The organism is Paenibacillus hemerocallicola (genome assembly GCF_006265175.1).
GTDB lineage: Bacteria > Bacillota > Bacilli > Paenibacillales > NBRC-103111 > Paenibacillus_AB > Paenibacillus_AB hemerocallicola.
In genome coordinates this window covers 1-12,008 of sequence record NZ_VDCQ01000122.1, presented here as the reverse complement: position 1 = coordinate 12,008, position 12,008 = coordinate 1, and the positions used below count along the sequence as shown (strand labels likewise).

The window sequence follows — 12,008 nt, the reverse complement described above, 5'->3', positions numbered from 1 at the left end:
ATTTTGCGTTTCTTGTGCTTCTTATTCCAGAAAAGTCGCATACGAAAAAAAATTCCGTGCGGGGGAGGGTATCCCTAGTTCCAGATACAACTGTCTCTGCATGCCGCTCCCTTTACACCGGAGGGTTCTTCCGCGCTGCGTCTCCAAGATCTTCGCACGTTCCATGGCCTTCACCGGGGCAGTCTTGGCTCGGCTCCCTCTTGTCCCTTTCGGGTTCACTTTCACGATGCGGTAGGATTCACTTTCGTTACGGCCTGCAGATTTGCTTCGTCACACGATCTGCATGACTTTTCGCAGGGCTTCAGCCGCCGGATTTCGCCGACGTCTGCCTGCAACTGAAGGCCGACGGACTGCCGTCGACAAAACCGACGATTCGTCCGCCGAGCACCTTGGAAGCGATGACATCGGGACGCTCCGTCGTCATGAATTGCGGGAAGACGGAGTTCGGATTTTCGTCGATAAGCTGAACGAACATATTGCCTTCGATGACACCGTCGATCGCTATTGTTTTTATACGGTCCACCAGCATTCTCACAAGCTCTTCATTGGCTATATCGTCAAGATACGCGATCACGACATCCGTCTTGGATACTTCTCCTACGGATAGTTTGATCGTTTTCAAGTGGGAACTTCTGATTATTTAATGACTACTCCCTTTCCCTTCGGACAATCTCGTCTTCCGTCGGTAGTCTCCTAATTTCTGGTTAAAAATAACTAATTTAAGAAAAACTTTATATTATAATCAAGAGCAACTGGCCCGCCTCGCCCAAACACTCGCCCGCGTCTGCCACACCTGCCTCCACCCCGCCTCCGACCGCGCTGCCATACGCTCACATAATTAACAATTCTCTTCCAGAATACCTCTACATATTTCAGGTAAAAATAGCTGAGTCTCACAAAAAAGGAGTGACTAGCAATGACCACATTGGCTCCACACGAAGCGTTGGAAATTCACGAGGCGATTAACTTCAAGACACTCTGCCTGGCCAAATCGAAGCTGATGCAAGGTCTCGTTTTTGACCAAGAATTGAAGGATTTGATGCAAAAGGACGTGGAACAGTCGCTCCAAGGCTTGACCGACTTGCAGGCATTATATAAGCGGGCGCCGTTCAGCGCCCCGGTACCGGAAAAACGGCCCACTCCCATTCTGAATTGAGGTGACTGCTTACATGACAATGGATTATCTGGATCCGGCGGAAGCGCTAAACATGCCGGAGAAGGCGGACATGACGTTCGCGATGGATTTCCTGATCCGCACGAAGGACGGTGTTCGCAACACCGCGTTCGCGATCACGGAGACGGCCTCGCCCGAGGCCAGGGCTCTGCTGCGCGCGCAGCTGCATCAAGGCATCGCGCTGCACCAGGAGATCTCTGAGCTGATGATCCGCAAGAAATGGTTTCACCCTTACGAGCTGCAGGAGCAGTTCCAACTGGACATGCTCGGAGCGACGCAGACGATGGACATTGCGAAGCTGCAGCTGTTCCCGGACGACACTAGACGCAAAGGCATGTTCGACCGCACGCCGGACGAGCATATGGGAGGGCACCAAGCATGAAAGCGGTAACGTATCAAGGCATTAAAAACGTTCAGGTCAAAGAGGTGCCCGATGCGAAAATCGAGAAGCCGGACGACATGATCGTCCGGATTACGGCAAGCGCCATTTGCGGCTCGGACCTCCATCTGTTTCACGGCATGATTCCGAATATGCAGGAGGATTTCGTGGTCGGACATGAGCCTATGGGGATTGTCGAGGAGGTCGGTCCCGGTGTGACCAAGCTGAAGAAAGGGGATCGCGTGATCATCCCGTTCAATATCGCATGCGGGCAGTGCTGGTATTGCCAGAACCACCTGGAGAGCCAGTGCGACAACTCGAACGAGCATGGCGATATGGGCGCCTACTTCGGCTATTCCGGCACGACCGGAGGCATTCCCGGCGGACAGGCCGAGTATCTAAGGGTGCCGTTTGCGGATTTCACCCATTTCAAAATCCCTGAAAGCTGCGAGCAGCCCGACGAGAAGCTGACGGTGATCGCCGACGCGATGACAACCGCTTTCTGGAGCGTTGACAACGCGGGCGTCAAGGACGGCGATACGGTTATCGTGATCGGCTGCGGTCCGGTCGGCCTGTTTGCGCAAAAGTTTTGCTGGATGAAGGGCGCGAAGCGCGTCATCGCGCTGGACTTCCTCGATTACCGGCTGCAGCACGCCAAACGGATCAACAACGTGGAAATCGTCAACATCGAGCAGTACGAGAATGTCGGCAACGAGCTGAAGGAGATGACGCAGGGCGGCGCGGACGTCGTGATCGACTGCTCGGGCATGAGCGGCAAGATGTCTCCGCTCGAGCAGCTCGCCTCGGGCCTCAAGCTGCACGGCGGCGCAATGGGCGGGCTCGTGATCGCTTCCCAATGCGTGCGCAAGGGCGGAACGATTCAGGTGACCGGCGTCTACGGAGGCCGGTACAACGCGTTCCCGATGGGCGATATTTTTCAGCGCAACATTACGGTGAAGACGGGCCAAGCGCCGGTCATTCACTACATGCCTTACATGTATGAGCTTGTCGATACCGGCAAGATCGACCCCGGCGATATCGTTACGCATGTCATTCCGCTCAGCGAAGCGAAGCGCGGGTACGAAATGTTCGATACGCGGCAGGACAACTGCATCAAGGTTGTACTTAAGCCTTAGAAGGGGGCATCGTTTATGGGATATGCGTTGCACGAAACGCTGGAGGTACACGAGATGGCGGCGTTCAAGACGGTCTGCCTGACGAAGTCGAAAACGATGCAGGCGCTGGTCTCGGACCCGGCGCTCAAGCAGATTTTGCAGCGGGATGTGGAGCTCACGACGCGGCAGCTGCAGGAGCTTGGCGGGATTATGAACAAAGCGATGCAATAGGAGTGTGGACAAATGAACACAATATTGGAGCATTTAACCGGCATGCATGTGATGACGGACCAGGTGATCGCGATGGATTACCTGACGACGGCCAAATCGGCCGTACGCAATTATGCCGCCGCGGTGACGGAGTCGGGCACGCCGGAGGTGAAGGCGACGCTTCTGCGTCATCTCGATGAAGCGATCGACATGCACGATGCGATTACGATGTACATGATGCAAAAGGGGCTGTATCATCCCTGGAACACCCAGGAGCAGCTGCAGCTGGATCTGCAGAGCATGCAGACAGCGCTCAGCCTGCCGTCCATGTAACGAGCCCCGCGAAGCTATCTTCCTGTTCGGAGCGTTCCGGCTCCGCGGGAGGGTAGCTTTTTTCGCTCGGCTACGATGGAATGAGACTTCTATACCCCTTACATTGCGGCGATCCGATTATGTTTGAGCTTGGCATCCTATTTTTCCCAGCGAATCTGGAGCTTGATACGGAGTGGTATGTTGCTTTTGGAGGTGTAAAGTTCTGGCTCCATCCCAAAACCAAATACCGTTTTTGCTTCTAAATTGACCTGCCAATGGCGGGTCTTTTCCTTTGTCCGTCATTCCGCAAGCCTAAATCTAATCGCCAAATGCTTGTCGGTGGCGAATGCAAAAAGCTGCCGTCACTGGTGGTTCCTAATTCACCGACAATTAAAGTGGCTGATGACAACCACAAAGATCGGCTGCTTCTGCGGTTTGTAGAGTGGAGGACGTTTCGACTCTCCAACTTCCGACAACGTGTTTAGCCGAAACTAATAAAAATTTCGACACCCTTCTTATAAATAAACGTCGTGGAAGGCGTGTGCAACCATACATCTTGATCTATATATTTCTCCACTCTTGCTTTGGAATTTAATCCCATTGCACTCAAATCGATTCTATTTTTAATATGTTTGGACACGAAATCTTTGTAGGTGTAAGCGTACCATACATTTGTGTATGACGTACCTAATTTCCCAAATCTAGCTTCCCGATCCTTATGTAATACTTCCCTACTGCCATTTAAATCGTAATTGCCCGATATGTTAATATCCCCAATCTCTCCCCAAGCAACTGCTATACCCATATACTCGACAAGGAAGATTAGCGGAACATTAACCACATAATTTCTTGTTATAAGAGGGAACTCCAAGTTAACATATACACTTTGAAATTCTTTCTTTTGTTCAAAATTATCAAGTCCTAAGTCGGTGAAACTCATTGTCTTGTAATCAGGTTTTACTATTAGCACATTACTAGGAGTATCTATCCTTACCACATCGTATTTTTTGTTGTATTCTGGGTAGATGCCCACTTCCCCTAAAACACCATACATCGGCACGTAACAGCATCATTATGTACAAAAGACGGATATTCATAGTCAAACTTCTTTCCATTAATGAGTATTCCGTGATTCTGCTCGTTTTCCTCGGCTAATACTAAGCCATTAGCCATCCCCTTAAGCAGCTGCAGCTCACCGAATGATCCATTCGCTCCGGCGACAGCGAGCGCGAATCTCATTGTTCGTATTATCTAAATATTTCCTAACAAATCGGACATACTCTTTTGATTTTCAGCAAGCCAAAGCATTTCCTTTGCGAAGCGAGCGGGAGGTACACTATGTTGATCCATGTTAGCATTTATCCACCATGTGCTTTCCATATACCACAACAACTTTAATGAATTTGTTAAGTAACCCTTTACCACGGTGCGTTCTTCGCTGTACCCTTCAATAAATGCTGAAGCAAGGGAGACATCTAAATTATCATCTAACGCACATGATATAACAGCCCGAGCAACATCAAGCTGCGGATAGTCATATTTTAGCCGATCAAAATCAAGAATTGCAGTTAATCGGTTATCATTAAATAAAAGATTATCGACCCAAAGGTCACGATGAGCCCACCCTGATTGAAGTAATTCGAGTATTTCTATATTTATTTCTTCAGTTGCTCTACGTTGAGTTTCTATATCAGCAAGCAACCGAGTTTTACCAGCTTCCTTTGTCTGTTCCCAGACTGAATTCCAATGTGCTAAACGCTCCTCACGCCTTGGAGGAATAAATTGCGGGCTATTTTTAATACGAAGTGTCCCATCGTTTAACAATCGATGCATTTTTCCTGTCGCTCGACCTAAATCGTATATTTGATGTACATTAGTTTTGCCTGGTGGAATTAGTTTGCCCTGGCAATATTCCATCACCGTGAAGCGTTCTCCGTTATCAGATTCAAGCAAAATACTTTCATTGTGTGATAACAAATTGGGACACGCAAGACCTTGGTCAAATAATCTAACCTGTTGAGAGAATGCAAACAATAGCTCCTCTGGATTATACAATTTATATCTTTTTTTGTTGTATTGTTTAAGTAAAAATTGACCTGAATCAGTTGTAACTTTCCATTTTAAGTTTAACCAACCTCGTTTTATTGCAGTAGATTCAAGTACATTCAAATCGAAAAGGCGATGAAATGTTTGTATTAGGTCATCTCGGATCATTTCTTCCGATAACATTGTCTCCATTTGACCAACTCCTAAATTTACAGTGTATAAGTTTATATTCCTCGTGGGGTCCTATGTAACCTCTCTGCTAAATCTATGTTTTGCGTTACCTAATCTGCCCGTCATCCTTGTTCTTTTCATCTTCTGTTAATCGTTTTGAAAGCATTTATATAATTATTCGGTTAAAAGGTTGCGTTGGACGTCTGCATCATGATCATTCCAATCGCTTTGCAAAATATACCCCGCAGGCTTCGGCTGGCGGGCCTTCTCCATTTCATAAATTCGCCCTAAAAGAGATGATCGTTTAATGAGTCACGACTTAAATATGGGACATAATAGCATTAGACCAATTCCAGACAGCGAAGGCACGATAATGGATGAGGATGTGGTTACGATCGGAAATAGAGCCAATCTAATGGCAGCTCTTACCTGCATGATGGCAATCCTGACTGGATGTTGGGATAGGTTGGAGATCGAGGAACGGGCCATGATTCTGGGAGTAGCTATCGATAAAGCGCAGGCAAGCGAAATCGAGAAACCAAGAAATATTACGTTTATCGGGAAAAATGTTCCGGAGACGGATGCTCCCGCGCTACGGATCACAATACAATTAGCCGTTCCCGGGCGCATTCCGCTCGGGCCCAGTGAAGGGGGAGGGGGAGCGAAGGGTGGAGAAAAGCCTGTTTGGGTTGTAAGTGCCGTAGGACATACGATCGACGATGCTTTCAATGTCCTCCAGCAGGAAATTGCACACCGATTGTTCTGGGGGCATCTGCGGGTAATCGTTATCTCCGATGAAGTAGCCAAACTGGGACTTATGAACATTAACGAATATTTACGGCGTAACCCAGAAGTGCGCCGTACGAATTGGATTGCTGTTTCCGAAGGTGAGGCGGGCGAATTTATGAGGGTCGTGCCTCAATTGGAACGAGTCCCGATTCTTTATCTTTTAGGCACGATGAATGATGCCGTCCAGATGGGCAAGTTGCCTAACGTGTTTGCGGGAACGTATTGGTCCGCTACTTCTTCAAAAGGGACCGATCCATACTTACCGTATGTCCGAATGGTTCGAAGCGGTAGTTTTGAAATGGCCGGACTCGCTTTCTTTAAGTCAGATCGAATGGTCGGAAGAACCGAACCATTGGAAATAGGAGCTTATATGGGGATTAAGAATATTAAGGGAGGAGGATACACAGCTCTTGTACAAATCCCTGGAACGGATACTTCCGTTATGTACCAAGTCACACTTCGGAAGTCTAGAATAGATGTCGCCATCCGCAATGGGAAACCGGTAATCCATGTAAAAATTCATAATGAGGGCAACTTGGTCGAAAAATCAAATGAGCATGTCCAGCTTTCAGATGAAGTTATTACCAAGATCGAGAGGTCTTTGACTGAGAATGGACCGGTCAACTACCGCGAACTTATTCGCAAAACCCAACAAAAGGGTTCCGATATTTTTGGCTTCGGTGAATACGTACGGGCTAAAAGGCCTGCCTATTGGAACAGGGAGATACGCACGAAGGAGAAATGGGAAGAAATATATACCGAAATCGATGTTAACGTGCAAGTCACAAGTAGCATCAGAAGAGTCGGAAGCAAGACAAGTTGAGCGAAGTTATCGGATACTTGCGGAATGAAGCTGACGTCCAAGTCCGATCAAGCCTCCGGTGTTTACATACCATATTAGATACAGCGGGAAGGAGAGGTCATGCTGCGCCGGAGGATACGGGGTTTCACTCTTACGGCATAATCTTGCCCTCAATCCCTGCTGTTCAACATGTCGCGAGGAGTTGTCGGGAGCCCCTCTAAGCGGTAGTGGTCGAGGAACTTCCCCTCCTCGATCTTTTTTATATTGAAAAAATAAAAGAGTCGACAGACTGGCAAAGTGTATTCCAACGTAGGGGGCTTGCCCCACACTTAGATTTGTGTTGGTTGTGAAACTCACCATGAACTGCTTAGTCAACTCATTTTGCGGGTTGATAGGATAAAATGCTTGGTCACTTCTTCTATAATGTTGTTTTTGATGAAACTGGCGATCCTTTGAGGTTCTTCTAGCGTAGTGGTAGCCCCATATTTGGGCATGGAATTCATCTCGTCGGCACCCTCCCCCTTCATCAAGGGCCACGCTGCGGCAAAACCTTCGTAAGTAACTCGCCCATTTAAAGAACGTCTTGATCGGTATGGAGCCGACGGGTCACTATGGATATAACTTGGCCAATTGGCTTGCAGACAAGGGCAAAGAGGTTGTCATGGTAAATCCGGCCACAACCAAAAAGAACAAGAAAACCGCGATAATTTCCCCACAAATAGTGATCCGAAGGACGCGCTTGTCATAGCGGACGTATGGCGGCGGCCATGTCGCTTCCCAACCTGAATCGGCTGTTCTATGCGCTGACCGGGCACCCGCTCAAAGACTACATCCGCAAGCGGTAGATGAGCGAAGCGGCTCGGCAACTGCGGCGGTCTAATTTGCCGGTACTGGAAATAGCTCTCGATTGCGGCTTCGAGACCTATCAGACCTTCACGAAGGCCGGCTGGACGACCCGAGCCTCCAGAGTCTGCTCCAACAATTTGACATCATGTCGGTTGGGCCCTTCCACCACCAATGCCAGCGGAAGTCCATGCTGATCCACCAAGGCGCTCCGCTTCATTCCTTTTTTTCCCCGGTCCGTTGGATTACGTCCAACGGCTTCCAGGGCCAGCGGGGCTTTGATCAGGCTGCCGTCAATGCTTTGCCATTCCCAACCGATGCCTTCCATCTCGTCGTAAGTCTGCAGTATGCAATTTATTGGTTTGCATATTTTAACATTGATTCGAAAATCAAAGCAAAATATGCGCATATTCAAACATAATTGCAAAATTCAATTAGTTTTCGAACAGTGATCACGATACCATACCATGTGTAAGGAAATTAGCGGCAATGGGGGGAAGCTACGTGCGAAGTATCGGATGAATGATGAGTAAGTTAAAAAAATCCTTGTAATGAAAGCGTTTCCTATCGAGGCGCGCTTTGGGATCGATCATTGAAGAAGAGCTAAATCGCACAAGTTATGCTATTGGAAACGGCGGCAACCGTTTAGAGTGGTGCAGCAACAACGAACCGATAGCAAATCCGTCGAACGGCCCAGATCCGATCAAAAAGAAATACTCGTACATTACGATTGTGCAGACGTCCACCACGAATATTAACAATCTTATCGTGGCAGGAGAAACGCCTGATATCATTATGAACCATTAAAGGATATTTCGAACCTTAACAGGAAGATGAAACACAGATGGAGTTGGTGAGAAAAACGGCTCGGTATTCGACTTGGCCGGTAAACGATTCGAAGCCGCATTCGCCGCCGGCCTGGAACTCGCCAGTACGTCCAGATATACGACCCAGGCGAGCAACTTGATTTAAGCGGCATTTTACGACTGTTACAAAGGCAAGGACGTCAACACGGCTTTAAGAAAAGCCGACGAGAAGCTGAATCAGTTCTTGGCTTCGCAATCGTCACAAAAAGAGGAGAAAGGAATGGATAGAAATGGAGAAAAAAAATCAAACGTTCAGCGAAGAGTTGCTTGAAATACCGGGGGAAGGAGGGCAACTTTCGCAGAATGGTGCATGTCGGGAAAAACCGGTTGCTGTGTGGAGTCGAAGACAGCTGTTGGCAACGCTCGCAATGGCGGGGGTGGGCGCCGCCGGCGGTTTGTTGTACGGGGGGTCTAATGCCGCTTTTGGAAATACTGTCTCGGCCTTTGAAGGAGTATACGACAATGCAACGAACCGAATCTCCCCACCCCAATTGATGAACATGAATTATTGTGTTCCTGTCACCATCGCCGAGTTAATATCTATGGCAAATCCGAACCCTGATTTTCTTTATTACATCAAGGATAGAGAGAAGGAAGGCCCGTGTTATTACGACCCAGGTGACTCCATTTCGCCCGACAACGCGGGAACTGTTATTGTATCCGCTTCCGGAGCTAGATTCAAGCGAATTTGGCAAGGCTGGCTCAATGCCAAATGGTTTGGCGCCGTAGGGGACGGAGTCGTGGACGATACGGTAGCCATTCAATCGGCAATTGAAGCGGCACATGACAGCAAAACGCCGGTTTACCTGCCGGAAGGTGTCTACGCAATATCCAAGCCTCTTTTGATTTATGGAAGTCCTTCTTCATCAAGCGATGCCGGAATAACCTTTATTGGTGCGGGACGGGAAGCGACGGTGATTCGAAAAACAACCGGCGACAGTCTTGCCCTAAGCGCCCCGTTCGACGTGAATGCGATTATGATTTTTACTAATAAAAGTTTGAATTCCAGTCAGATGTCAAGAAATATCGTCATAAGCGGCGTGACTTTAGAAGCTGCTGGTGGAGCTATTGTGGACTACGGGATTTTCATGCCGCTCAGCACTGTGTCATGTCGTGTGGAAAACGTCTATGTGCGGAAATGTGCGAATGGCGTATATGGGGACGGCGACAACTACTTAAATCGATATGAATGGGTAAGAGTGCAAGAATGTCAAAATGGAATTTTTCATAATAGCGGTATTGTCACATCAAACTGTTATGAATCGTGTTACGTTAACATCTGCACCGGAACAGCCTATAAAATCTACGGAAATTATGTGTCTGTGATCAATCCGTGTGCCGACCATTGTACAGGAGTAGTTTATGATTTATACGGTTTGCAAGGGACGGTTGTGTCTCCTGGCTCGGAAAGCATAAATGCGCAAACGGTTTTCAGCTTCGTCGGACCATCCCCTAATTATACTGCTTGCAGCATTATAGGCGCGAACACTTTTATGTTGAATGGGGAGAATGCGGCACACATACGACTATCCGCAGCTGCCAGGGTTACGTTTGTAGGCGGATGGATTAACCGGAACTTGACTAGCTCAATAGTCGCGCCTGGTTATTTGTATGACTCCACTTCCAGTCTTCAAGTTTCACTGAATATTCTGCATACGAGGATGACTAACGGATTTGCCAAATCCAGTACTGTTGCCCTCCAGGATGCGATATTCAATTTTGCCGACCAGAATAGAGGCTCGGCATCTCAAAGGCCGACAATAGGCAAGGGCTTGATTTCCGGTCACCAATTCTTTAATCTCAGCGACAATAGACCGGAGTGGTATAATGGAGAAAGCTGGGTTTCACTTAGAACTTATTCAACTACCGTTCCTTCCTCTTCCACATCGACCGGACTGGTCGGAGATTATGCGGCGGACACCAGTTACCTTTACATCTGTGTGTCAAACAATAACTGGAGAAGGGTTCCGCTGGCTGCGTGGTAAACGCGGACGAGTCACGAAAGCGATTGGGGCCACTCGCAGAAGGGCCTTTCCGCCACCGTTGTGCGCCCGGACATATGGAGGAGCCGTAGCGGCGGGCCGAATCGTCTCGTATTGAAGCAAAGACCGTTTGAAAACCAAAGAAGCAAGCGCCGTGAACCGCACCGGTTTTGGCGCTTGCTTGGCTTGTCTATCTAAGTTCAGCGACAAAGTTGTCAGGTCCGTTCCTCGCTTTCCTTTGTTCCCGTTCCGAAATGATGGCGCAAAAAAGGCCATACCCTTTCGCTGTAATAGCGGTGGCCGCCGCTTCCTTCATACAACTCGCACAAATCGCGCCGTTCCGGGGCGATCGCTCCGTAAATCGCCTGCGTATGGGCGAATGCCTCACGTGTGCGTTCGATCGGGAAAATGGCGTCATGCACGCCGTTTACGAACAAGACGGGGCGGGGCACGATCAGCCCGGAGATGTCGTACATCTCGCCAAGCTCCATGTTGCCCGGAATAAAGTTGCACCAACAGTGCGGGACGTGCATGATCGACCCGCGAAACGTGCAATAGTACGATGAAGGCGCGCATACGGCGATGCGTTCGTCCAAAGCGCCGGTAAAAAACGAGACTGTGCCGCCCCCCCGAATTGCCGGTAATGGCGATTCGGCTCGTGTCGATCTCGGGCCGGGTGGCCGCGTAATCGATCAGCCGTCCCATGTCGTGCACCCTTTCGCCGATCAAGGTGCGTCCATGCATGAACGCCCTTTTCTGCAATTCGTCGCGGGCTAAGAGAGTTGACGATGTTGCTCGCGGATGCGGGTAAGGCCGGTCAGATCGCTCAGTCATTTGCGGAAGGCGCGCTGCCAATCGTGCCAGTTGCCGTCCGCCGCCGCGCGGGTGTAGTCGAACTCCCGGGGCGTTTGTTCATGCAGATGGAACATGTATGAGTCTGTCGCAAATAAAAGGTGGTTCGACACCTTCACTCACCGCCTTTTCGAAAGTCTGGAGGTTCAACACTTATAGGGGCCGCCGAAGCCTGACTCAACCATACGACAAAATTTCGCAGCATTCTTCCGGTTTTTTTGCCGATCCGGTCCAAAATGCCGTTTATTTTGCTCTTTTTTTTATGCTATGTTCAACTTGAAGCAAGGGGTGACTTTGCGGACCGCTATGTCCGTATAGGATTTCCGGCTTCGTTGAACCACGCTGCTTTCCCGCTTTATTCGTCAGGTTGTGTGGCTGCTTGAAGGACCTCGGCCCGCGGTCGCTACTGCCTGAGGCTGCGGAATTGACGTGGCGTATAGCCTGTAGCCGCTTTGAATACTTTGCCG

Annotated in this window: 13 protein-coding genes and 2 pseudogenes; 9 read left to right on the top strand and 6 right to left on the bottom strand. The window is 49.1% G+C overall.

All coding sequences use genetic code 11. From position 1 onward, the window contains the following. Window positions 1–301: 301 nt before the first annotated feature. The gene (locus FE784_RS39780; RefSeq protein WP_281287215.1) at window positions 302–637 is read right to left on the bottom strand and encodes a spore germination protein; all 336 of its coding nucleotides are present in this window, start codon (window positions 635–637) and stop codon (window positions 302–304) included. Between the two features lie 279 nt (window positions 638–916). On the opposite strand from FE784_RS39780, the gene FE784_RS39775 reads away from it, so the two are divergent. The 5 genes from FE784_RS39775 to FE784_RS39755 are packed head-to-tail and all read left to right on the top strand — an operon-like array spanning window position 917 to window position 3,211. Then, window positions 917–1,156 carry a spore gernimation protein GerQ gene (locus FE784_RS39775; protein WP_139607843.1) on the top strand — a complete coding sequence of 80 codons (240 nt, stop codon included), beginning with the start codon at window positions 917–919 and terminating at the stop codon, window positions 1,154–1,156. A gap of 13 nt (window positions 1,157–1,169) precedes the next feature. After that, window positions 1,170–1,556, top strand: coding sequence for a spore coat protein (locus tag FE784_RS39770; RefSeq protein WP_139607842.1), 387 nt, complete (start codon window positions 1,170–1,172; stop codon window positions 1,554–1,556). Continuing rightward, window positions 1,553–2,689, top strand: a complete 1,137-nt coding sequence (locus FE784_RS39765) for a zinc-dependent alcohol dehydrogenase (protein ID WP_139607841.1) — start codon at window positions 1,553–1,555, stop codon at window positions 2,687–2,689. The genes FE784_RS39770 and FE784_RS39765 overlap by 4 nt, the downstream gene beginning before the upstream one ends. Before the next feature lie 15 nt (window positions 2,690–2,704). After that, window positions 2,705–2,899, top strand: a complete 195-nt coding sequence (locus tag FE784_RS39760) for a hypothetical protein (RefSeq protein WP_139607840.1) — start codon at window positions 2,705–2,707, stop codon at window positions 2,897–2,899. A gap of 12 nt (window positions 2,900–2,911) precedes the next feature. After that, entirely contained in the window at window positions 2,912–3,211 is a 300-nt protein-coding gene (locus FE784_RS39755; RefSeq protein ID WP_139607839.1) for a spore coat protein, read from the top strand. 460 nt (window positions 3,212–3,671) lie between these two features. Here FE784_RS39755 and FE784_RS39750 read toward each other — a convergent pair whose 3' ends face one another. Beyond that, window positions 3,672–4,250, bottom strand: a complete 579-nt coding sequence (locus FE784_RS39750; protein ID WP_139607838.1) for a hypothetical protein — start codon at window positions 4,248–4,250, stop codon at window positions 3,672–3,674. 191 nt (window positions 4,251–4,441) lie between these two features. Further along, complete coding sequence (locus FE784_RS39745) at window positions 4,442–5,428, bottom strand: phosphotransferase (protein ID WP_139607837.1); 987 nt, start codon at window positions 5,426–5,428, stop codon at window positions 4,442–4,444. A 352-nt stretch (window positions 5,429–5,780) separates the two neighbouring features. On the opposite strand from FE784_RS39745, the gene FE784_RS39740 reads away from it, so the two are divergent. Both FE784_RS39740 and FE784_RS39730 read left to right on the top strand, forming a co-directional pair. Beyond that, window positions 5,781–7,019 carry a Ger(x)C family spore germination protein gene (locus FE784_RS39740; protein WP_139607836.1) on the top strand — a complete coding sequence of 413 codons (1,239 nt, stop codon included), beginning with the start codon at window positions 5,781–5,783 and terminating at the stop codon, window positions 7,017–7,019. Window positions 7,020–7,569: 550 nt separating this feature from the next. Then, window positions 7,570–7,754 (top strand): annotated as a pseudogene (locus FE784_RS39730) (IS110 family transposase); the annotation flags it as partial. A 190-nt stretch (window positions 7,755–7,944) separates the two neighbouring features. Here the strand turns inward: FE784_RS39730 and FE784_RS39725 are convergent. Next, window positions 7,945–8,187 (bottom strand): annotated as a pseudogene (locus FE784_RS39725) (transposase); the annotation flags it as partial. Between the two features lie 750 nt (window positions 8,188–8,937). Here FE784_RS39725 and FE784_RS39720 point away from each other — a divergent pair. Next, window positions 8,938–10,692, top strand: a complete 1,755-nt coding sequence (locus tag FE784_RS39720; protein WP_139607834.1) for a glycosyl hydrolase family 28-related protein — start codon at window positions 8,938–8,940, stop codon at window positions 10,690–10,692. A 212-nt stretch (window positions 10,693–10,904) separates the two neighbouring features. Here FE784_RS39720 and FE784_RS39715 read toward each other — a convergent pair whose 3' ends face one another. After that, window positions 10,905–11,165 carry a hypothetical protein gene (locus tag FE784_RS39715; protein WP_139607833.1) on the bottom strand — a complete coding sequence of 87 codons (261 nt, stop codon included), beginning with the start codon at window positions 11,163–11,165 and terminating at the stop codon, window positions 10,905–10,907. Between the two features lie 106 nt (window positions 11,166–11,271). Here FE784_RS39715 and FE784_RS41445 point away from each other — a divergent pair, with 106 nt between their 5' ends. After that, window positions 11,272–11,466 carry a hypothetical protein gene (locus tag FE784_RS41445; protein ID WP_176706864.1) on the top strand — a complete coding sequence of 65 codons (195 nt, stop codon included), beginning with the start codon at window positions 11,272–11,274 and terminating at the stop codon, window positions 11,464–11,466. A gap of 53 nt (window positions 11,467–11,519) precedes the next feature. Here FE784_RS41445 and FE784_RS42550 read toward each other — a convergent pair whose 3' ends face one another. Beyond that, window positions 11,520–11,654, bottom strand: a complete 135-nt coding sequence (locus FE784_RS42550; RefSeq protein WP_281287214.1) for a hypothetical protein — start codon at window positions 11,652–11,654, stop codon at window positions 11,520–11,522. Window positions 11,655–12,008: the final 354 nt, after the last annotated feature.